This window comes from Ruegeria sp. AB6, from assembly GCF_056542685.1.
Map to the genome: position 1 here is coordinate 89,920 of NZ_JBQGAD010000002.1, position 21,064 is coordinate 110,983.

General features: G+C 59.3%; 21 protein-coding genes. 13 read left to right on the top strand and 8 right to left on the bottom strand.

Features of this window, described 5'->3' with window-relative positions:
- Positions 1-11 precede the first annotated feature (11 nt).
- Genes proC through ACR0DB_RS04565 form a run of 3 tightly spaced genes read left to right on the top strand, consistent with a single transcriptional unit; the run spans position 12 to position 2,108 of the window.
- The gene (proC, locus tag ACR0DB_RS04555) at positions 12-827 is read left to right on the top strand and encodes a pyrroline-5-carboxylate reductase (protein WP_480549219.1); all 816 of its coding nucleotides are present in this window, start codon (positions 12-14) and stop codon (positions 825-827) included.
- On the top strand, positions 820-1,158 hold the full coding sequence (locus ACR0DB_RS04560; RefSeq protein WP_170769045.1) for a tRNA-binding protein: 339 nt from the start codon (positions 820-822) through the stop codon (positions 1,156-1,158). The genes proC and ACR0DB_RS04560 overlap by 8 nt, the downstream gene beginning before the upstream one ends.
- Positions 1,158-2,108, top strand: coding sequence for a 2-hydroxyacid dehydrogenase (locus tag ACR0DB_RS04565; RefSeq protein WP_480549221.1), 951 nt, complete (start codon positions 1,158-1,160; stop codon positions 2,106-2,108). The genes ACR0DB_RS04560 and ACR0DB_RS04565 overlap by 1 nt, the downstream gene beginning before the upstream one ends.
- Here the strand turns inward: ACR0DB_RS04565 and ACR0DB_RS04570 are convergent.
- Positions 2,105-2,683: a thymidine kinase gene (locus tag ACR0DB_RS04570; RefSeq protein WP_170769818.1), complete on the bottom strand. Its 579-nt coding sequence runs from the start codon at positions 2,681-2,683 to the stop codon at positions 2,105-2,107. The two genes, ACR0DB_RS04565 and ACR0DB_RS04570, sit on opposite strands and share 4 nt — an antisense overlap.
- A 357-nt stretch (positions 2,684-3,040) precedes the next feature.
- On the opposite strand from ACR0DB_RS04570, the gene ACR0DB_RS04575 reads away from it, so the two are divergent.
- Positions 3,041-3,502: a hypothetical protein gene (locus ACR0DB_RS04575; RefSeq protein ID WP_170769047.1), complete on the top strand. Its 462-nt coding sequence runs from the start codon at positions 3,041-3,043 to the stop codon at positions 3,500-3,502.
- Positions 3,503-3,544: 42 nt separating this feature from the next.
- Here the strand turns inward: ACR0DB_RS04575 and ACR0DB_RS04580 are convergent, their stop codons facing one another.
- Both ACR0DB_RS04580 and ACR0DB_RS04585 read right to left on the bottom strand, forming a co-directional pair.
- The gene (locus ACR0DB_RS04580) at positions 3,545-4,222 is read right to left on the bottom strand and encodes an immunity protein Imm33 domain-containing protein (protein ID WP_480549223.1); all 678 of its coding nucleotides are present in this window, start codon (positions 4,220-4,222) and stop codon (positions 3,545-3,547) included.
- A gap of 121 nt (positions 4,223-4,343) precedes the next feature.
- The gene (locus ACR0DB_RS04585; RefSeq protein WP_480549225.1) at positions 4,344-5,468 is read right to left on the bottom strand and encodes a beta-ketoacyl-ACP synthase III; all 1,125 of its coding nucleotides are present in this window, start codon (positions 5,466-5,468) and stop codon (positions 4,344-4,346) included.
- A 169-nt stretch (positions 5,469-5,637) separates the two neighbouring features.
- Here ACR0DB_RS04585 and ACR0DB_RS04590 point away from each other — a divergent pair, with 169 nt between their 5' ends.
- From ACR0DB_RS04590 to ACR0DB_RS04600, 3 genes are read left to right on the top strand one after another with little or no spacing between them, the layout of a single operon-like run.
- Complete coding sequence (locus ACR0DB_RS04590; RefSeq protein ID WP_170783850.1) at positions 5,638-6,105, top strand: MarR family winged helix-turn-helix transcriptional regulator; 468 nt, start codon at positions 5,638-5,640, stop codon at positions 6,103-6,105.
- The gene (locus ACR0DB_RS04595; protein WP_170783852.1) at positions 6,102-7,139 is read left to right on the top strand and encodes an efflux RND transporter periplasmic adaptor subunit; all 1,038 of its coding nucleotides are present in this window, start codon (positions 6,102-6,104) and stop codon (positions 7,137-7,139) included. Before ACR0DB_RS04590 ends, ACR0DB_RS04595 begins: the two co-directional genes overlap by 4 nt.
- A gap of 13 nt (positions 7,140-7,152) precedes the next feature.
- Positions 7,153-10,203 (top strand): efflux RND transporter permease subunit, encoded by a 3,051-nt coding sequence (locus ACR0DB_RS04600; RefSeq protein WP_170769052.1) that lies wholly within the window; start codon positions 7,153-7,155, stop codon positions 10,201-10,203.
- A 60-nt stretch (positions 10,204-10,263) separates the two neighbouring features.
- Here ACR0DB_RS04600 and carB read toward each other — a convergent pair whose 3' ends face one another.
- On the bottom strand, positions 10,264-13,608 hold the full coding sequence (gene carB, locus ACR0DB_RS04605; RefSeq protein WP_480549228.1) for a carbamoyl-phosphate synthase large subunit: 3,345 nt from the start codon (positions 13,606-13,608) through the stop codon (positions 10,264-10,266).
- 176 nt (positions 13,609-13,784) lie between these two features.
- Between carB and ACR0DB_RS04610 the strand changes: the two genes are divergently transcribed.
- From ACR0DB_RS04610 to aspS, 4 genes are all read left to right on the top strand, one after another.
- Positions 13,785-14,912: an aminodeoxychorismate synthase component I gene (locus tag ACR0DB_RS04610; RefSeq protein WP_480549230.1), complete on the top strand. Its 1,128-nt coding sequence runs from the start codon at positions 13,785-13,787 to the stop codon at positions 14,910-14,912.
- Positions 14,867-15,514, top strand: coding sequence for an aminotransferase class IV family protein (locus ACR0DB_RS04615; protein ID WP_480549232.1), 648 nt, complete (start codon positions 14,867-14,869; stop codon positions 15,512-15,514). The genes ACR0DB_RS04610 and ACR0DB_RS04615 overlap by 46 nt, the downstream gene beginning before the upstream one ends.
- Positions 15,511-16,182 (top strand): CPBP family intramembrane glutamic endopeptidase, encoded by a 672-nt coding sequence (locus tag ACR0DB_RS04620; RefSeq protein ID WP_480549234.1) that lies wholly within the window; start codon positions 15,511-15,513, stop codon positions 16,180-16,182. The genes ACR0DB_RS04615 and ACR0DB_RS04620 overlap by 4 nt, the downstream gene beginning before the upstream one ends.
- 79 nt (positions 16,183-16,261) lie before the next feature.
- Positions 16,262-18,037, top strand: a complete 1,776-nt coding sequence (aspS, locus tag ACR0DB_RS04625) for an aspartate--tRNA ligase (RefSeq protein ID WP_480549236.1) — start codon at positions 16,262-16,264, stop codon at positions 18,035-18,037.
- Positions 18,038-18,099: 62 nt separating this feature from the next.
- On the opposite strand, the gene ACR0DB_RS04630 is transcribed toward aspS, so the two are convergent.
- The gene (locus tag ACR0DB_RS04630; protein WP_269149750.1) at positions 18,100-18,234 is read right to left on the bottom strand and encodes a hypothetical protein; all 135 of its coding nucleotides are present in this window, start codon (positions 18,232-18,234) and stop codon (positions 18,100-18,102) included.
- A 1-nt stretch (position 18,235) separates the two neighbouring features.
- A complete protein-coding gene (locus ACR0DB_RS04635) occupies positions 18,236-18,952 on the bottom strand; it encodes a response regulator (protein ID WP_480549237.1) in 717 nt (238 codons plus the stop codon).
- Positions 18,953-19,086: 134 nt separating this feature from the next.
- Between ACR0DB_RS04635 and mce the strand changes: the two genes are divergently transcribed.
- Together mce and ACR0DB_RS04645 are read left to right on the top strand one after the other, a co-directional pair.
- Positions 19,087-19,491, top strand: a complete 405-nt coding sequence (mce, locus tag ACR0DB_RS04640; RefSeq protein WP_480549239.1) for a methylmalonyl-CoA epimerase — start codon at positions 19,087-19,089, stop codon at positions 19,489-19,491.
- 16 nt (positions 19,492-19,507) lie between these two features.
- A complete protein-coding gene (locus ACR0DB_RS04645) occupies positions 19,508-19,783 on the top strand; it encodes a DUF1467 family protein (protein ID WP_480549241.1) in 276 nt (91 codons plus the stop codon).
- A gap of 3 nt (positions 19,784-19,786) precedes the next feature.
- On the opposite strand, the gene ACR0DB_RS04650 is transcribed toward ACR0DB_RS04645, so the two are convergent.
- Complete coding sequence (locus ACR0DB_RS04650; protein WP_480549243.1) at positions 19,787-20,476, bottom strand: EI24 domain-containing protein; 690 nt, start codon at positions 20,474-20,476, stop codon at positions 19,787-19,789.
- Positions 20,473-21,051, bottom strand: coding sequence for a nitroreductase family protein (locus ACR0DB_RS04655; RefSeq protein WP_480549245.1), 579 nt, complete (start codon positions 21,049-21,051; stop codon positions 20,473-20,475). The genes ACR0DB_RS04650 and ACR0DB_RS04655 overlap by 4 nt, the downstream gene beginning before the upstream one ends.
- Between the last annotated feature and the right edge of the window lie 13 nt (positions 21,052-21,064).

Sequence of the window (21,064 nt, forward strand, 5' to 3'; positions counted from 1 at the left end):
GAGGGGCAATCATGGATATGTCGCGTGTCGCGGATCAGGGGCTGGTGCTTCTGGGATGCGGTAAGATGGGATCGGCCATGCTGGCGGGCTGGCTGGAACACGGCCTTCCTGCCTCTTCGGTCTGGGTCGTTGATCCGTACCCCTCGGACTGGCTGAAAGCACAAGGCGTCAATATAAACACAGCAATGCCCGAAGCGCCCGCCGTGGTGCTTGTGGCCGTCAAACCGCAGATGATGGGCGAAGCATTGCCCGCGATCAAAGCGCTGGGCGGGGGAGGAAGCCTGTTCGTCTCGGTCGCTGCGGGGACGTCGATTTCCACATTCGAATCCGTGCTGGGCGCGGGCACGCCGATCGTTCGGGCGATGCCAAATACGCCTGCGGCGATCCGGCAAGGGATCACGGCGCTGATCGGCAACGCACAGGCCTCCGAGGCCGATGTGACCCTAGCCGAAAACCTGCTGTCCGCGATTGGTGAAACTGTCCGGCTGGTGGACGAGGCGCAGATGGACGCAGTGACTGGTCTCAGCGGATCGGGCCCGGCCTATGTGTTCCACCTGATCGAAACGCTGGCCGCCGCGGGGCAGGCGCAGGGCTTGCCGCATGAACTGGCAATGAAGCTGGCCAAATCTACTGTTGCAGGGGCAGGCGCGCTAGCGATGGCCGCCGACGAAGACCCCGCGCAGCTGCGGATCAACGTGACCTCGCCCAATGGCACCACGCAGGCCGCGCTTGAGGTGCTTATGCACGAAGAACAGGGTTTCCCCGATCTGCTGCACCGCGCCGTCAAAGCCGCCACCGACCGATCCAAGGAGCTGTCCCGTGAGTGAGATTACCTTCGACGATTTTCTCAAGGTCGATATCCGCGTAGGTGAAGTGATCCGCGCCGAGCCGTATCCCGAGGCCCGCAAGCCTGCGATCAAGATGTGGATCGACTTCGGCGATGAGATCGGCGAGCGCAAGACCTCGGCCCAGATCACCGCGCATTACGACCCGGCCACTCTGGTCGGCAAGCAGGTGATGGCTGTGGTGAATTTCCCGCCGCGCCAGATCGGCAAATTCATGTCCGAAGTCCTGGTGCTGGGCCTGCCCGACGAAAACGGTGAGATCGTTCTGATCGGACCGGATGGCAACGTTCCCATCGGCGGAAGGATGCACTGATGAAGGTATTTATTGCCCGGCCGATGACGCCAGCGGTCGAAGCGCGCGCAAGGGCTGAATTCGACGTTGAATTCCGGCCCGAGACTGCGCCGATGTCTGAGGAAGAAATGATCAACGCGCTGAACACGTTCGACATTGTCGTTCCGACGCTGGGGGATCAATTCTCGGCGGATATCTTTGCGCAGGTGCCTGACCCGCGTTGCAAGCTGCTGGCCAATTTCGGCGTTGGGTATAACCATATCGACGTAAGCGCCGCGCAAGCTGCCGGAATCGCCGTCACCAACACCCCCGGCGCAGTCACTGATGCGACCGCGGATATCGCCATGGCGCTGTTGTTGTCCACGGCCCGTCGCGCGGGCGAGGGTGAGCGCCTTGTTCGCGCCGGTGCTTGGGAAGGCTGGCATCCGACCCAGATGTTGGGCCACCACGTCACCGGCAAACGGGTTGGTATCGTGGGCATGGGTCGCATCGGTCAGGCCATCGCGCGGCGTTGCCACTATGGGTTCTCGATGCAGGTGGCCTATCAATCGCGAAGCGCGAAGGATCTGGATTTTGCGGCAGAGTTCATTCCCGATCTGTCTGCTTTGGCGGCTTCGGTCGATTTCCTTGTGCTGGCGGTTCCCGGTGGCGCCGCAACCCGGCATCTGATCAATGCGCAGGTGCTAGAGGCGATGAACCCCAACGCCCTGCTGGTCAACATCGCGCGCGGAGAGGTCGTGGATGAAGCTGCCCTGATCGCAGCCCTTCAGGCGGGGCAGATCGCCGGGGCTGGGCTGGATGTCTATGAATTCGAGCCCAAGGTCCCACAAGCTCTGATCGACATGGACAACGTGACCCTGTTCCCGCATCTGGGTACCGCGACCGAGGAAGTGCGCACGGATATGGGCAATATGGCGCTGGATAATGTCGCCGCCTTTGTCACGGGGGGCGCGCTGCCGAACCCGGTTTAGTCGCCCATCGCCTCGCGCCAATGCTTGCGGCAGAGCGAGACATAGGTCTCGTTCCCGCCGATCTGAACCTGTGCGCCTTCGGTAATGGTGTTGCCGTTCTCGTCCTGCCGAATGACCATCGTCGCCTTGCGACCGCATTCGCAGATCGTGCGTACCTCGCGCATTTCATCGGCCAGCGCCAGCAGCGCGGCAGAGCCCGGAAACAGACGCCCCTGAAAGTCCACGCGCAACCCGTAGGCCAGAACCGGTATTTTCAGATCATCCACGGCACGCGCCAGTTGCCAGACCTGATCCTCGGTCAGAAACTGCGCCTCATCAATGAACACGCAGGCCACTTTGCCCTGTTTCAGGCGCGCGTCGATCATGGCAAAAACATCGTCCTGCGCTCCGAACGTATCGGCATCCGCCGCAATCCCGATACGCGAGGCGATCTTGCCCACCCCTGCACGTCCATCCAGCCGGGCCGTCATCAGATAGGTATCCATGCCGCGCTCACGGTAGTTGTGCGAGGCTTGCAGTAACACGGTCGATTTGCCCGCGTTCATGGTCGAATAATTGAAGTAAAGCTTTGCCATACGCCCGGGTCTAAAACGCCTGAACGGCGCGGGCAAGGGACCAATATAAACCAAGAAAGCGTCGTCGCCGTTGTCGTTGCAAGGGTCGAGCGCAAGCTCATTGGGGATGGATACCCCCGCTTCAACAACAGCGACGCCGTCGGCCGTCATACGGCCTAACCATTGCAGGACCAGAAAAACGCCCCGCGGATACTCATAACCGGCTGGAAACGCCGCCACTCACTCACAAAATCCCTTCAATTCTGAGGGATAGTCAATTTATGCCATTTCAATTATGACTCGAGTATGGGAAATTTCCGCACCGTTTCCCCCACACTGGCAGATGTGGTGGTGAAGCCAGGCAGCAAAGGTTGAAACATGGCAGATATCGGGGCCTACCTGAAAAAGCATACCGAGGCATTGGTCAAAGACGTGGGCATCGAATCCGCCTGCGAGATTACCGGGAAATCCAAGGCGACGTTGGGCCGGTATTATTCCGACAATGCCGAGCACGCCGACCGGTTCATGCCGGTGGACGCGGTTGCCCGGCTTGAGGCCGTGTCCAACTTTCCGCATGTGACCTCGGCTTTGGCGGACCTAAAGAACATCACGCTGTCCTATGACGGTCGCAACTCGGACGCGCCCCGAACCGGAGGGGTGAATGCAGACGTTATCGCGCTAAGCCAGCGCTTTGCCATGCTGATGACCGAATACCAGGCCGCCATCGAAGACGGCATCATCACAGTGAACGAAGCCAAGCGTTTGTTGAAAGAGACCAGCCAGTTGCAGCAGGTTTTGATCGAGATGAAGCTGCATCTGGAAGAGGAAAGCGTGAGCTGAGCGCTTCTCATATCTTCGAGCAAAAAACTTGAGCGGCGCGTTCTACGAACGGCTATGCCTGCACTTGAGCTGTTCCTCTTCCTGACAGCGTTCGTAGCTATCGCCCTGCGTTCTCAAAAAACGGCTTCCAACGGGTTCTGACAGGAGATGAACAAAACTGTCGTCACGGTTTAACACCGCACCAATAGCGACATAGCTGCATGGTGTGTCATCGTATTCTTCTTGCGACAGTTGTTCTACATCCGCGCGGATGCGCCAGCCGGTATCGGGATACTTGTCTTCTTCGTCATGTTCGGAATCTTCACGATAAACATATCCCACGCGGGCGCGCCGTTCCAAAACTGCATCATCAACAAAACAGCGGCCAAACCACTTGTTGAAGTCGTTTGAAAAACGCATTTGCAATTCCGGGTCATCCCAATCTATTCCAACTATGTGGTGGATTTTGAACTCGACCGGATCGCCGAGTGTCAATGCGGGTATGTCTTCTGGGGTGTTGTCGAGCCTACCTAGCAAATTTGAGCCGTCGCGGCGTTCTACGATAATCCACATTCTCTCCGCATCGTATTGTTCGGATTCAGGAACAGCGCTGAAAATCAGCTTTACGATTGTTCCAATACCGACTTCAGCAAGCTCTTCTTCGCTTGGTAAATGGAACGTGTATGGGTTTTCTTTTTGCGTTGGGCGCGGGTCGTGAAGGCGAAAACTAGGGCTTGTCACAAATGCAACCTTGATCTGCTTTACAGTTCACCTTCTTGTTTGTTTTCAACGCTAAAGTGGTCAAGCTGCGGGTTGGAGGCAAGAATACCCTGCTGTGAAAGTCGCCTGTTACAGATGATGTTTAACCGCACCGCTTCACGATCACCGAACCCACGGAATACCCCGCCCCGAAGGAGCAGATTAGACCGATTTCTCCATCTGCGAAATCGTCCGAGTATTTGGAGAACGCGATGATCGATCCGGCCGAAGACGTGTTGGCATAGTCTTGCAGGATGTTGGGTTGTTCGCCCGGTTCGGGCTCGCGGCCCAAAACCTTTTTGCCGATGAAATCGTTCATCGTCTTGTTGGCCTGGTGCAACCACAGGCGTTTCAGGTCCGAACTGCTCAGCCCTTCGGAGTCCATATGGTCGGCGATGTGCTTGCTGACCATCGGTAGCACTTCCTTGAAGACTTTTCGGCCGTTCTGCATGAACTGCATGTCACGCCGATCGACCACGCCATCAGGGCGCGAGCGGCGCAAGTAACCGTTATTGTTGCGGATATTGTTGGAAAATTCGGTGGCGCAGCGGGTGGAGAGGATTTCGAAATAGGGGCCGGTTGCGTCCTCGACGCGTTCGATCAGGGTGGCGGTGGCGACGTCTCCGAAAATGAAATGGCAATCGCGGTCGCGCCACTCCAGATGGCCAGAGCAGATCTCAGGGTTCACCACCAGGGCGGATTTCACCGATCCCGATCGGATCATATCCGCCGCCGCCTGAATGCCAAACGTGGCCGAGGAACAGGCGACATTCATATCAAAGCCAAAGCCCTTGATCCCCAGCGCCTGCTGAATTTCGATCGCAATCGCCGGATAGGCACGTTCGTGGTTTGAGGCGGCGCAGATTACCAGATCCACGTCCTCGGGTGCGCGCCCGGCTTGCGCCATTGCCTTTTTGCACGCATCCACGGCCATCTCGGTCATGATGCCGGGTTCATCATCACTACGCTGACGCAGCAACGGGTGCATGACGTCGGGGTCAAGTACGCCGGTCTTGTCCATCACATAGCGGTTGTGGATGCCCGAGGCCTTGACGATGAATTCTTCCGAGGAATGTTGCAGCGGTTCCATGTCACCTGCGGCAATCGCGTCGGCATGCTCGGCATTGACCCTGTCGGCATAGGCGTTGAAGGCGGCGACGAGTTCTGCGTTGGTGATGATGTTCTCTGGCGTGAATACACCGGTGCCGGTGATTGCTGGCGTGTGCATATGTGAACCTGCGTTTTTCGGATTTGCTCAAAATGCCGCCAATACCCCGTTAGTTCAAGAGAGATTGACCCAAGGGAATGCCAAAGTTGGCGTCCGTATGCGCTTCAATTCTTGAATAGTTCATTTTTTGAAGTATATGCGGTCGCGAGGTCTCCAAGGGATTCGGTCCATGACATTCGATGACAGTGCGCTGGTAAAACGGCTCAGTCCTGAAATGCAGGCCATGATGGGCGTGTATGCCTTGTACTGGAAGCTTGAAGAAAGCTTTGACTCGTTGGAAATCGAGCTGACCCATCAGGAATGCCACATGTTGATCAAGCTAGACCAGCCCAAGCGCATGGGGGTTCTGGCGTCGGATATGCTGACGGTGCCTTCCACGATCACCTCTACGGCGGACGCGTTGGAAGCATCGGGGTATCTATCGCGGCAACGCGACCCTGAAGATCGCCGCGCCTGGTTGTTGGTGCTGACCGACAAGGGGCTTGAAATGCGTCAGGCCCTGGTGGCCGAAGCGGGTGCTTTGTTTCACCGCGCGTCGGGGTTGGATGCTGATGAGACGGCAGAATTTGCGCGTCTGGCCCGGAAAATCCGGGAAAACATATTGAAAACGGGAATACCCGAGGGGTTGAAGAAATGAAATTGATCTCTGTTTTGGGCATTGCCCTTGCCCTGCTGGCCACCTCTGCCACGGCGCAAGAGACGGCCAAACCAGTCAAGCTGATGGTTGTGCAGGAAACTACACCGGGGTTTTCGCGTCAGTTCTTTGGTCGTGTGGCTGCGCGCCAAACGGTCGATCTGGCGTTTCAGGTGGCTGGACAGATCATGGACATGCCCGTGACCGAGGGGTTCGTGATCCCCAAGGACGAGTTGATTGCCGAGCTAGACCGTGAGCCGTTCCAGCGCCGCTATGACCGGGCTGTGTTGCAAAAAGAACAAGCCGATCGAACGCTGGCACGCTTGTCCCGTTTGCGCGGTACGGCGGCCAGTCAGGTTGCTGTGGATGACGCCGAAACAGCGGCACAACTAGCCGATATCGCTGTGCGCGATGCGCTTTATGATCTGGAACAGGCGACGCTGACCGCGCCCTTTGACGCGCTGGTCTCAAGCCGCGCGGTGGAATCCTTTACAACCGTATCGGCCGGAACCCCCATCGTTCGTATCCACGACATGTCCGAGCTGCGGATCGAAGTGGATGTGCCCGAAATTCTGTTTCAACGCTCGGGCCAGCAGGATGACATCACCATCACCGCCAAATTCCCTGTCAGCGATGAGGTGTTCCCGCTGCAAATCCGCGAGTTTGATGCTGAATCTTCGAGCGTTGGTCAAACCTTCCGCATTCAGTTCGGCCTGACCCCGCCGGAAGGGCTGCAGATTCTGCCGGGGTCTTCAGTGACGGTGAACGTGCAGGTACAGGATCAACGTACAGGCATCGTGGTCCCGGCGACCGCGATTGTGGCGGATGCCGAAGGAACGCTTGGCATTTTCGTATTCACGCCGACAGGGGCCGATGAAGGCACGATCACGCGGGTGCCGGTGACGATCGAACCCACGGAAAGTGGGGACGTGCGCGTTCTGAGCGGGCTGAACAATGGCGATGAGGTCGTGGTCGCAGGCGGTGGAGCATTGACCGACGGGCAGACGGTGCGCCGCTTTGCCGGTTTTGCGAATTAAAGAGGGCAGGGTCATGAACATCGCACGCGCATCCATTGACCGGCCGATCTATACGTGGCTGATCATTCTGATCGCTCTGTTTGGCGGCATCTGGGGGTTCCTGTCGCTGGGTCGGCTGGAAGACCCGGCCTTTACGATCAAGAACGCGGTCATCGCCACGCAATATCCCGGTGCCACTGCCGAACAAGTGGCGCTTGAGGTCTCGGAACCTCTGGAATCGGCGATCCAGCAGATGGGAGAGGTCAAAACCATTACTTCGGTCAACCAACCGGGGTTCTCGCTGATCGAAGTTGAGGTGAAGTCTACCTATGACGGAACCGAATTGCCCGAAATCTGGACCAAGCTGCGCGCCAAGGTCCGAGATGCGGCTCGCGCGTTGCCGTCAGGTGTCAGCCAGCCGCTTGTAAATGATGGATTTGGCGATGTTTTCGGGCTGTTCTATGCGGTCACCGCGGATGGATTCTCGGATGCTGAAAAGCACGAGTTGTCGACCTTTCTGAGGCGCGAATTGCTGACCGTCGAGGGCGTAGCGGATGTCGAGGTGATGGGCCTGCCGGAAGAAGCTATTTTCGTGGAGCCCGACCTAGCCATCTCGGTCAATCAGAATGTGCCGTTGCAGGCGATCAACGATGCCATCGTCAATGCGGATTCGGTGAATGCATCGGGTTCGCTGCGGTCAGACAATGACCGTACCACGGTCCTGACTGCCGAAGGGTCCGATACGGTTTCGGCCATCGCGGGGCTGTCGGTTGGCTCGCAAGGGCAGGTGATCAACCTGTTTGACATGTCCAATGTCTATCGCGGGCGCCAAACCGACCCCGAGGTCATCATCCGCTTTAACGGCGCCGAGGCGTTCACGCTGGGCATCGCGGGCCTGTCGACCGAGAACATTGTCGAGGTCGGCAAGCGCGCCGATGCGAAATTTGCCGAACTGGACGGGCAGATTCCCTACGGTGTCGAAATCCTGCCGATCTATCAGCAACATGTTGTGGTCGAGCAGGCCTCGAACGATTTTCTGGTGAACCTGGCTTTGTCGGTGGCGATTGTAGTGACGGTTCTGGCCATCTTCATGGGCTGGCGCGCCGCGATTGTGGTGGGCTCGACCCTGCTGCTGACCGTGGTGGGAACGCTGCTGTTCATGGCCATCTTCTCGATCGAGATGGAGCGGATTTCGCTAGGCGCGTTGATCATCGCCATGGGGATGCTGGTCGACAATGCCATCGTCGTGGCCGAGGGGATGCAGATCGCCATGCTGCGCGGCAAAAACGCGCGCGATGCGGCGGATGAGGCTGCGTCCAAAACACAAATCCCGCTGCTGGGCGCGACGATCATCGGTATCATGGCGTTTGCTGGTATCGGTCTCAGCCCGGACGCATCGGGTGAGTTCCTGTTCTCGCTGTTTGCGGTCATCGCGATCTCATTGCTGCTGAGTTGGATTCTGGCACTGACGGTGACGCCCATGCTGGGGCACTATTTCTTCAAACAGGGTAAAGAAGGCGCGGTGGATGCTTATGGCGGACTGATGTTCCGTATCTACGGGACCGTTCTGCGCTGGGCTTTGCGGTTCCGCTGGCTGGTGATCGCCGCCTTGGTGGGGGTGACGGTGGCCTGTTTCGCCGGGTTCGGTCTGGTTAAGCAGCAATTCTTTCCGGATTCGAACACGCCACTGTTTCTTGTGCATTATAAATTGCCGCAAGGTACTCCAATTTCCCGCACCGCTGATGATATGTCCGTGTTTGAGGAATGGCTGACCAACAGGGATGAAGTCGTGTCGGTCGCAACTTTTGTCGGACAGGGCGCGACCCGGTTTTTGCTGACCTATTCGGCCGAAAAGCCGAACCCCAGCTATGGTCACCTGATCATCCGAACCGAAACCCTTGAAGACATCCCGCAACTGCGCGCGGATCTGGAAGAATTCGGCTCGGCCCAGTTCCCTGAGGGTGAGTTTCGCACCCGCCGTTTGATCTTTGGTCCGGGTGGCGGCGATCCGATCCAGGCGCGGTTCTCGGGCAGCGATCCGGTAGTTTTACGGCAACTGGCAGAGGAGGCGGTCCTGCGGATGCGCGCCGCGTCCGATAATGCCCTGCACGTGCATCACAACTGGCGTGAAAAAGAGCTGGCGGTTCAACCGATTTACGCGACCGAGCGCGCCCAAACTGCAGGTGTCAGCCGCGAAGACATCGCAGCCACGTTGCAGTTTTCAACCGATGGCATCACCGGCGGGGTGTTTCGTGAACGCGATCGCCTGATCCCAATCATCCTGCGCCGCGCTGCGAATGGCGATTACTCGATCGTGGATCAGGTGGTGTATTCCGATCAGTCCGAACGCTTTGTTCCGATCGAGCAGATGGTGGACGGGTTCGAATACAAGGCCTTGAACACGCTGGTACATCGGCGGGATCGGGTCCTGACCATCACTGTTGGTGCAGATATCCCGGCAGGTTTCACGGCGGCTCAGGTCCATTCCGAAGTCCGGGCGGCCATCGAAGACATGGATTTGCCCGCCGGATACCGGATGGAATGGGGTGGTGAATTTGAAAATGCCGGTGAGGCCAATGAAAGCCTTGGACGGCAACTGCCCTTGAGCCTGCTGATCATGGTCTTGATCTCGGTGCTGATCTTCAACGCGATCCGGCAGCCGATCATCATCTGGCTGCTGGTGCCGATGTCGGTAAATGGGGTAGTCATCGGGTTGCTGGGCACCGGGTTACCATTTACCTTTACGGCGCTGCTTGGGCTGCTGAGCTTGTCGGGGATGCTGATCAAAAACGGCATCGTTCTGGTGGAAGAGATCGACCTGGTTCGCGCAACCGGTAAGGGACTGCACGAGTCGATCGTCGAAGCCTCGGTCTCGCGTTTGCGCCCGGTGATGCTGGCGGCGATTACGACCATTCTGGGGATGGCACCGCTGTTGACGGATGCGTTCTTCAAATCGATGGCGGTGACGATCATGGGGGGGTTGGCCTTTGCCACCATCCTGACCATGGTGGCCGCGCCCGTGTTCTACATGGTGTTCTTCCTGCCGGAATACCGGCGCAAATCAGCGCCGCAACCTGTTGTTTAAATGAAAAACCCTCGGTCAGAGACCGGGGGTTTTGCTTTTTTCTGTAACCGGGCGGCGGGGTTAACCCTGCAGGGATTTGACCTCGACATCGCCCTCGGCCTGCGCCTTGATCGCCAAAGCTGCGGCATGGCTGGCGGCCGCAGTAGTAAAATAGGGGATCTTGTCATACAGCGCGATTGAGCGGATGGACTTGCTGTCTTCGACCGCCTGCGCGCCTTCGGTGGTGTTCATTAGCAGCTGCACCTGACCGTCCTTGAGCATATCGGCCACGTCGGGTCGGCCTTCATAGACCTTGTTTACCACGTCGCAGTCGACGCCTTGCTCTGCCAGCCAGGCTTGCGTGCCGCGCGTTGCAACCAGTGAGAAACCCTGTTCGGTCAGCACCTGCGCCGCCTCAAGCATTGCGGGTGTCTTGTCGGCATCCTTGATCGAGATAAATGCGCGGCCCTCGGACGGCAGCACCATACCAGCGCCCATCTGCGCCTTGAGGAAGGCGCGCGGGAAGTCGCGGTCCCAGCCCATGACCTCGCCGGTCGAGCGCATTTCGGGGCCCAGAATGGTATCAACGCCGGGGAAGCGGGCGAAGGGCAGCACGGCCTCTTTCACCGAGAACCACGGCATGTCCGGGTCGGCCAACGTCATCTGGTCGGCAATCTTTGTGTCCTGACCTTCCTTGTACGCGGGGCGCATCGGGAAGGTTGAGAGCTTCTCACCAGCCATGATACGCGCTGCGATGGACGCAATCGCGCTGTCGGTCGCCTTGGCGACGAAGGGCACGGTGCGTGAGGCGCGCGGGTTCACTTCGATCAGGTAGATCTCATCGTCTTTGATCGCGAACTGAACATTCATCAGACCGACCACGTTCAGAGCCTTAGCCAATTTGAACGCCTGATCCTTGATCTGATCGAGGATCTCCTTGGACAGCGAGTAGGGCGGCAGAGAACAGGCCGAGTCGCCCGAATGCACGCCGGCCTCTTCGATATGCTGCATGATACCTGCCACGTGCACATCGGTGCCGTCGCACAGCGCGTCCACGTCCAACTCAACCGCGCCCGCCAGATAGCTGTCCAGAAGAACGGGGCTGTCGCCCGAGACGACGACGGCCTCGTTGATATAGCGCCGCAGCTGATCCATATCGCGCACGATTTCCATGGCGCGCCCGCCCAGAACGTATGAGGGGCGGATGACCAGCGGGAAGCCGATCTCGTCTGCAATCTCAAGCGCCTGTTCGTCGGTCGAGGCGATGCCGTTCTTGGGCTGTTTCAGGCCTAGTTCGTTGACCAGCGCCTGGAAGCGTTCGCGGTCTTCGGCAAGGTCGATGGCGTCGGGCGTGGTGCCGAGGATCGGAATGCCTTCGGCCTCAAGCGCGTTGGCTAGTTTCAGCGGGGTCTGACCGCCGAACTGAACGATCACACCGTGCAGCGTGCCGTTTTCCTGCTCTTTCGTCAGGATCTCCATGACGTGTTCGAAGGTCAGCGGCTCAAAGTACAGGCGGTCCGAGGTGTCATAGTCGGTGCTGACGGTCTCGGGGTTGCAGTTGACCATAATGGTCTCATAGCCCTGTTCGGTCAGCGCGAAACAAGCGTGGCAGCAGCAATAGTCGAACTCGATCCCCTGACCGATCCGGTTGGGGCCACCGCCGAGGATGACAACCTTTTTACGGTCGCTCGGGCGCGCCTCACACTCGACCTCACCCATCATCGGGGCTTCGTAGGTCGAGTACATGTAGGGTGTCTGCGCTTCGAACTCGGCGGCGCAGGTGTCGATACGCTTAAACACGGCGGTGACGCCTAAGTTGAGACGGGCACGGCGGACATTGCTCTCATCTCGGCCGGTCAGGCTGCCCAGACGGGCATCGGTGAAGCCCAGCATTTTCAGCTTGCGAATACCGTCCTCGGTGACGGGCAGGCCATCTTTGCGTACCTGACGCTCGGCTTCGATGATCTCGCGGATGCGGGCCAGGAACCACGGGTCGAACTTGGTGACGCCGAAAATCTCGTCGTCGGTCAGACCATGGCGCATGGCCTGCGCGATTGTGCGCAGGCGATCCGGTGTCTGCTGGCTGATCGCCTTGATCACGGCAGCCTTGTCGTCAGCCGCATCCCACAAACCCACGTTGAGGCCGGGGATTTCAATCTCATCAAAGCCGGTCAGGCCCGATTCCATCGATGCTAGAGCCTTTTGCATCGATTCGTGGATGGTGCGACCGATGGACATGGCCTCACCCACCGACTTCATCGCGGTGGTCAGGTATGGCTCGGAACCAGGGAATTTCTCGAACGCGAATTTCGGGATTTTGGTGACGACATAGTCGATGGTCGGCTCGAAAGACGCAGGTGTGACCTTGGTGATGTCATTGTCCAGCTCGTCCAGCGTGTAGCCTACGGCCAGTTTCGCGGCGATTTTCGCAATCGGGAAGCCGGTCGCCTTGGACGCCAGCGCAGACGAGCGCGACACGCGCGGGTTCATCTCGATCACGACCATGCGGCCATCGACGGGGTTGATCGCCCATTGCACGTTCGAGCCACCGGTCTCGACGCCGATCTCGCGCAGCACGGCAATCGAGTGGTTGCGCATGATCTGGTATTCTTTGTCGGTCAATGTCAGGGCAGGGGCCACGGTGATCGAGTCACCCGTGTGCACACCCATCGGATCGACGTTTTCGATGGAACAGACGATGATGGCATTGTCGGCGGTGTCGCGCACCACCTCCATCTCATATTCTTTCCAGCCCAGCAGGCTTTCGTCGATCAGGATCTGACCCACGGGGGACGCATCCATGCCTGTGCGGCAGATATGAATGTAATCCTCGCGGTTATAGGCCACGCCGCCGCCGGTGCCGCCCAATGTAAAGGCGGGGCGGATGATGGCGGGCAGACCGACGGTCTCCAGTGTCTCAAGCGCCAGCGCTACGCCCGCGTCCAGATCTTTTTTGCCGTCCGCGTCCTTGGGGGCGGTTACAATCTCGGCTTTGGGGTTTTCGATGCCCAGCCTGTCCATCGCCTCGCGGAACAGTGCGCGGTCTTCGGCCATCTCGATGGCGTCACGCTTGGCACCGATCATCTCGACGCCGAACTTGTCCAGCACGCCCATCTCTTCCAGCGCCAGCGAAGTGTTCAGCCCGGTCTGTCCGCCCATGGTAGGAAGCAGGGCGTCGGGGCGCTCTTTCTCGATGATCTTGGCAACAACTTCGGGGGTGATCGGCTCGATATAGGTAGCGTCGGCCAGACCTGGGTCGGTCATGATCGTGGCGGGGTTCGAGTTCACCAGAATGACCCGGTAGCCTTCTTCGCGCAGCGCTTTACATGCCTGTGCGCCGGAATAGTCGAACTCGCATGCCTGACCGATGACAATGGGCCCCGCCCCGATGATCATGATCGACTTGATGTCGGTTCTTCTCGGCATGGCCACGTTCCTTCAATTGTTCGCGAGTCAGGGCACCCCCAAGCGCCCAAATTGTCCTGCGTTATAGGGACAGCGCGAAAAGGTTCAAGGGGTATCGGAAACAGGGGTGAAATTGCCGCTTTCCCCTCTTTCCCTCGGCACCGTATTCTCTATACCGCGCAGCACGGCAAATGAGGATGCAGGTGCGTATTCGTTTCGATCAGGGCCCGGCCGGGCAAGGGACCACTTTTGACCGGCCCACGCAGGTGATCCGCGCCGACCGCGCGGAGGACGTGCCCCACGCGTTGGAGGCGCTGGATTCCGCGCGCGCGGATGGTGCGTGGTTGGCCGGTTATGCCAGCTATGAGCTTGGTTATGCGCTGGAGCCGAGGTTGTCCGCGCGGATGCCCGAGGGCCGCCGCCTGCCATTGCTGTGCTTTGGCGTCTTTGACACGCCAGCCCAAAGCGACCTGCCTGCGCCTGCGGGTGGAGTGACCGGTTTTGCGCCTCGCTGGGACGAGGCGCGCTATACCCAAGCCTTCGCGCGCGTGCATGAGGCCATCGGCGCGGGCGATATCTATCAGGCCAACCTGACCTTTCCGATTGACCTGATGGTCGAAGGCACCAGCGCCGCTTTGTATGCCGCGTTGGCGGCAGGTCAGCCCGTGGGCCACGGCGCGCTTGTGCAGCAGGACGGTTTGCCTGACTTGCTCAGCCGCTCGCCCGAGCTGTTTTTCCGTACCGATGCCGACCGTTTGATCGAAACGCGCCCGATGAAAGGCACCCAACCGCGCAGCGAGGATTTGGCCGAAGACGCCCGCCGCCGCGATTTCCTGTCGAGTGACGCAAAGAACCGGGCCGAGAACCTGATGATCGTCGACCTGCTGCGCAACGATATCAGCCGTGTGGCGCTGCCCGGTTCGGTCAACGTGCCCGAACTGTTCAAGGTCGAAACTTATGCGACCGTGCATCAGATGATCTCGCTGGTGCAGGCGCAGCTGCATCTGGGGGCCGAGCTTTCGGACATTCTGATGGCGCTTTTCCCCTGCGGCTCGATCACGGGTGCGCCCAAAATCCGCGCGATGGAGATTCTATCCGACCTCGAACCTTGGCCGCGCGACATCTATTGCGGCGCGATTGGCTGGGCCGCGCCGGATGGGCGGTCGGAGTTTAACGTGGCCATCCGCACGCTGATGGTCGAGGGCGGCAAAGCCACCCTGAATGTGGGCGGCGGCGTGGTCTGGGACAGCACCGCCCCATCCGAATATGAGGAGGCGCTATGGAAAGCCCGCTTCGCCCGCCAGATGACCCTGACTTCCGCCTGATCGAAACGCTGGCCTTCCGGCCGGGGCAGGGGTTTGTGCGCCGTGATCGCCATCTGGCGCGCATGGCGCGATCGGCTGAGGCGTTGGGAGTGCCGTTTGATCGGGCCCGCGCCGTGGCCGCTTTGGAAGATGTCGCGGGTCCATCCCCTCTGCGTTGCCGGCTGACGCTAGATATGGCAGGCGCTGTGGAGGTGACGACCGGTGCGCTGCTCGAGAACCCGCCGTTCTGGCGTGTGGCAATCGCGGATCAGCGTTTGCGGGCCTCGGATGTGTGGTTGCAGCACAAGACCACGCAACGCGCGCTGTATGATGACGCCCGCGCATCGCTGCCACCGGGAATTGACGAACTGCTGTTCCTGAATGAACGCGACGAACTGTGCGAGGGCACGATCAGCAATCTGTTTCTGCACATGCCTGATGGACGCGGCCTGACGCCCGCGCTGTCCTGCGGCGTGCTGCCCGGCATACTGCGCGAAGAGGTGCTGGACAATAAACAGGTTACTGACGCCGTGTTATCCTTGACCGACCTGAAGGATGCGACAGAAATATATGTCGGAAATTCCTTACGCGGCCTGATCCGGGCGGAGTTGGTAGAACTGTGAGCAAACAAATCGAGTGGGCCGAGAGCGCGCCTCAAACGCTGCGGCTGCGTGTCGAGTTCGGACTGTTCTTCATCGCTGTCCCGGTGCTGATCGCGGTATTCTTTCCGCCCAGTTGGATGTTCCCGTCGCTGTTCAGTTTCACCGCACTTGGCATCTTACTGCTGCACTATACACCGGGCTTTGAATGGGCCGAACTGCGATACAACCATGGCAACTGGTCCTGGACCGAAGTTGCCCTGTTTGCCGTTGCGATGACTCTGTTTTGCGTGGCGGTCGTGATGCTCGCCCGCCCCGAGGCCGCCTTTTTTCTGCTGCGCGAACGGCCCGAGATCCTGCTGATGATCTGGGTCTTCTACCCTTTCATCTCGGCCCTTCCGCAAGAGCTTCTGTTTCGGTCGCTGTTCTTCCGCCGCTATCATGCAATCCTGCCGGGCGAGCGCGAGGCCTATCTGCTGAACGCCGCGCTGTTTTCGCTGGCGCATCTGATGTACTGGAGCTGGATCGTCGCTGTCATGACATTTGCGGGTGGGCTACTGTTCACCTGGGCCTATCGCAAACGCGGCTCATTTTTCTATGCGGTGCTGTTGCATGCGATTGCGGGCAATATCATCTTTGCGGTCGGTCTGGGCATCTATTTCTACTCGGGCAACGTGCAAAGGCCGTTTTGAGCGGGATACCTGCCTTGACTTTCGCGGCCCGACGGGGTGTATCGGCGCGACGAATTCTGCGCCCGAAGGGATATGATCCATGCACGCCTATCGCAGCCACACCTGCGCCGCTCTGACCGCCGCCAATGTCGGTGAAACCGTCCGCCTGTCTGGCTGGGTGCATCGGGTCCGCGACCACGGCGGCGTGCTGTTTATCGACCTGCGCGATCACTTTGGCGTGACCCAAGTTCTGTGCGACGGCGACAGCGCGGCCTTTGCCGAGCTGGAAAAAGTACGCTCCGAATGGTGTATCCGCATCGACGGGACCGTCAAAGCGCGCGACCCGGAACTGGTGAATCCGAAACTGCCCACTGGTGAGGTCGAGGTTTACGTGCGCGAGCTAGAAGTGCTGGGCGCAGCCGACGAACTTCCGTTGATGGTGTTCGGTGATCAGGAATACCCTGAGGAAACCCGCCTGCGCTATCGCTATCTGGACCTGCGCCGCGAGGCGATGCAGCAGAACATGACCCTGCGCTCGGACGTTGTCGCCTCGATGCGCCGCCGCATGTGGGATCAGGGCTTCCGCGAATACCAGACGCCGATCATCACGGCGTCCTCTCCCGAAGGCGCGCGCGACTTTTTGGTGCCCTCGCGCCTGCATCCGGGCAAGTTCTATGCTCTGCCGCAGGCCCCGCAGCAGTTCAAACAGCTGATCATGGTGTCGGGCTTTGACAAGTATTTCCAGATCGCGCCGTGCTTCCGCGACGAAGACCCGCGCGCCGACCGCTCGCCCACCGATTTCTATCAGCTTGACCTTGAGATGTCCTTTGTTGAGCAGCAGGACGTGTTTGACACGATCCAACCGGTTCTGACCGGTGTGTTCGAAGAATTCGGCGGTGGCCGCAAAGTGGATCAGGAATGGCCGCAGATATCCTACAAGGACGCGGCCCTGTGGTACGGCAGCGACAAGCCCGACCTGCGGAACCCTATTAAAATGCAAGTGGTCTCCGACCACTTCCGCGGGTCTGGCTTTGCGATTTTCTCAAAGCTGTTGGAGCAGGAGGGTACCGAAATTCGCGCTATCCCGGCGCCGACCGGCGGCAGCCGCAAGTTCTGTGACCGTATGAACGCCTTTGCCCAGAAAGAGGGCCTGCCGGGGATGGGTTACATCTTCTGGCGCGATCAGGGCGAAGGGATGGAGGCCGCAGGTCCGCTGGCCAAAAACATAGGCCCCGAGCGCACCGAGGCGATCCGTCAGCAACTGGGCCTTGGTGTCGGGGACGCGGCGTTCTTCCTGGGTGGCAAGCCGAAGGCCTTTGAAAAGGTGGCTGGTAAAGCTCGTGACGTGATCGGTGATGAGCTGGGTCTTACCGAAAAAGACCGCTTTGCCTTTGCCTGGATCGTCGATTTCCCGATCTATGAGCAGGACGAAGAAACCGGCGCGATCGACTTTGAACATAACCCGTTCTCGATGCCGCAGGGCGGCATGGAGGCGCTAAACGGCAACCCTCTGGACGTGCGCGGCTATCAGTACGATCTGGCCTGTAACGGGTATGAGTTGGTCTCGGGCGCGATCCGGAATCATAAGCCCGAGATCATGCTGAAAGCTTTTGAGCTGGCAGGCTATGGCGCGGATGAGGTAAAATCTCGCTTTGGTGCTTTGTTCAATGCGTTCCACTATGGCGCGCCGCCGCACGGCGGCTGTGCTGCCGGCATCGACCGGATCGTGATGCTGCTGGCGGAAGAGGCCAACATCCGCGAGGTCATGATGTTCCCGATGAACCAGCGCGCCGAAGATCTGATGATGGACGCGCCATCCGATCCAAGCTCGGATCAGTTGATGGAGCTGGGATTGCGGATCATCCCGCAGGACTGACAAGAAAACCCGTCGCAACGCTTGCGGCGGGTTTTTCTTTGGTCGGATGTTTCGCGAAGAGGTCAAAGCTGTCCGGTTTGCTCCAGTGGATCGTTGACCAAGGCACGGGCGGCGCGAATGTTGCGGGCCGCCGCGCGGGTCTGGCAATAGATCCAAAGACTCAGCAGCGTAGCCGTCGCGAAATAGGCTGTTGCCATCTCAAATCGCCTCACGCTGTTCCAGGCGAGCTTGAACGATCCCTGCGACCTGAGCGGCCAATGCGGTGACGGGCGTCCCTTCGGCGCGGGACGCGGCCAAGCGTTTGGCCGCGTCTGCCAGCACTTTGTCATCGGCATCGCGGGCAACCCCCCGCAGGAACTGGGCGGCATAGTCCAGCGTGCGGTGATCATTCGGGCTAGCCAGCAAATCGGCGATATGGGCCATGTCATCCTGATAGGCCAGCGGATCGGGGTTAATGACCTGATCCCGGACAGCGTTCAAGCTGCTGGGGCGGCGATCCGCTGGCAGGTGCTGCAGCACCATGGATTGAAAGTAAGAAAGCGATTTCAGCGGCTTGGCCAGAAAACCGTCAGCCCCGGCCTGCGTGGCTGCGTTTTCGGTATAGGTGTCGCCGGACATCGCCAGAATGGCCCCGATACGCGGCGATGCTTCGGTCAATTCGGCAATCAGCTCGGCCCCTGAGCCATCCGGCAGCCCCATATCGACCAAGATGACCGAGGGACGGTAGATCTGCAAATGCCGCCTTGCCGATTTCAGGCAATCCGCGCGTCGGATCCGGGCACCGGAATGCAGGCACATCAGTCGGATCGCGTCGCAAGCATAGCGGCTGTCTTCGACAACGAGAATGGTTTGTCCCAGCAAAGGCCGCATCGCCGTTGGCTGTGCGGCTGAGGTGAAGGGGCTCGAATCGTCCATGGCAGAACTCCTAATCAGCAGATGCCTCACGCTAGGAACTTCTGGCTAACACGACGTTAACGGCAATTTGGCGCACTTGTTCTTTGATTGAACTGCCCCCATAACCGCTGCAACGCAGAATAGAGGAGAGTTCTATGATCGGTCGCCTGAACCATGTTGCCATCGCCGTGCCTGACCTTGAGGCCGCGTCCGCGCAATATCGCAACGCATTGGGAGCCAAGGTCGGCGCGCCTCAGGACGAACCCGATCACGGCGTAACCGTGGTGTTCATCGAACTGCCAAACACCAAGATCGAACTGTTGTACCCATTGGGCGATGATAGCCCGATCAACGGGTTTCTGGAAAAGAACCCGGCTGGTGGCATTCACCATGTCTGCTATGAGGTCGAAGATATTATCGCGGCCCGTGACCATCTGAAGGAATCCGGTGCGCGCGTGCTGGGCTCGGGTGAACCCAAGATTGGGGCCCATGGCAAGCCGGTGCTGTTTTTGCACCCCAAAGACTTTAACGGCTGTCTGGTCGAGCTAGAACAGGTCTAACCCAAGCGAGGCTGCCATGACGATCACCGCTGCATTGGTTCTGTTTGCCGTTATCTGGTTTCTGACATTGCTGGTCGTATTGCCGATCCGCATCAAGACGCAGGGCGATCTGGGCGAGATCGTTCCGGGCACCCATGCGGGTGCGCCGGAAGTGCATCATATGAAGAAAAAGCTGTGGATCACCACCGGGTTGACGGTGGTGCTTTGGGCGATCATCGCGGGGATCATCATTTCGGGCGTCATCTCAGTGCGTGATTTCGACTGGTTGAACCAGATTGAGCCGCGCGGTTGAGCCTCAGACGGACAGCCTGTGGTAGATATGGGTGAACGTGGCCACTCCGATAATCGGGATGACAAGATTCACCAGCGGCACGGTCAGAGGAATGGCCATCAAAGTGCCCGCCAGCCAGATCGTGACCATATGTTTGCCCCGTAGCTTGCGCGCGCCTTCGCGCCCGATCCGCCGCATCGCGACCAAAGTGAAATATTCCCGACCCAGCAGAAACCCGTTCATGCCCCAAAAGATGAACGGGGCCAGCGGCGTGAAGATTACATAGAGGATCAGCGCCAGCAAGTTGGCGACGATCAATACCCCCATAAAGCTGAGCGCATCGCGCAACCCGTCACTGATGGCAATTCCGGGCACCTTTGGCAGGGTGGGATAGTGTTTGTCCTCGACCGCCTGCGCGACCTCTTCCAGAAACAGCGAGATGATGGCCGAGGTGACCGGCATCATCAGGAAGACCGGCAGAATCACCACCGCGAAAATTCCGGAATAATTCAACACGTCGTTCAGCCACGGAACGGCTCCGACGAAGGGCAGGGTGATTTCATCGCTGGACAGCCAGTTGATCAACCAGATCGCGCCTGCGCAGGCCGCGATCAGCAACACGATCGTCAGGCCCACGCCCCGGAACAGAACCGAACGGAATCTGGGATCTCCGATCTGTCCGATTGCCGCGAAAAATGCGTTGAGGATGATCATTCAGGAACCCATTCGGTCAGTGCGGCCACGTCCGGGCGGGGACGTTCTGGCGGGGCTGCGGATTCGGTGGCAATGTGAATCAGACCAGCGATCCGTTCATTGTCTTGCAGTCCAAAGGCGGTGCGGCAAAACTCGGCGTCATGTGACTGCCAACCCGACAGCCAGTTCGCGCCCCAGCCCGCCACTAAGGCTGCGTTCAGCAACGCCAGACACACCGCACCGGCGGAATAGGTCTGTTCAATCGCGGGGACTTTTTCGGATGGTTTTTGAACCTCGACCACTGCTACGGCCAGATGACCCATGTCGAACTGGCTGCATGCTTTGGCGATCTCTTCAGGCGATTTACCCAGCCGTTCGCCGCATTCCTGCGTCAGCGCTGACAAACGGGGCATCGCGCCGCTTTCCAGCACGATGAATCGCCACGGCTCCAGCTTGCCGTGATCGGGGCTGCGGGCGGCGGCGGTCAGCAATGGGGTCAGTTCATCCCGCGTCGGGGCAGGAGCGATCAGCGTTTTCGCAGGGCGGGACCGGCGGGACAGCAGAAACTCAAGTGCGGCCGGGTTCTTCAAGGACATATGTTAACTTCCT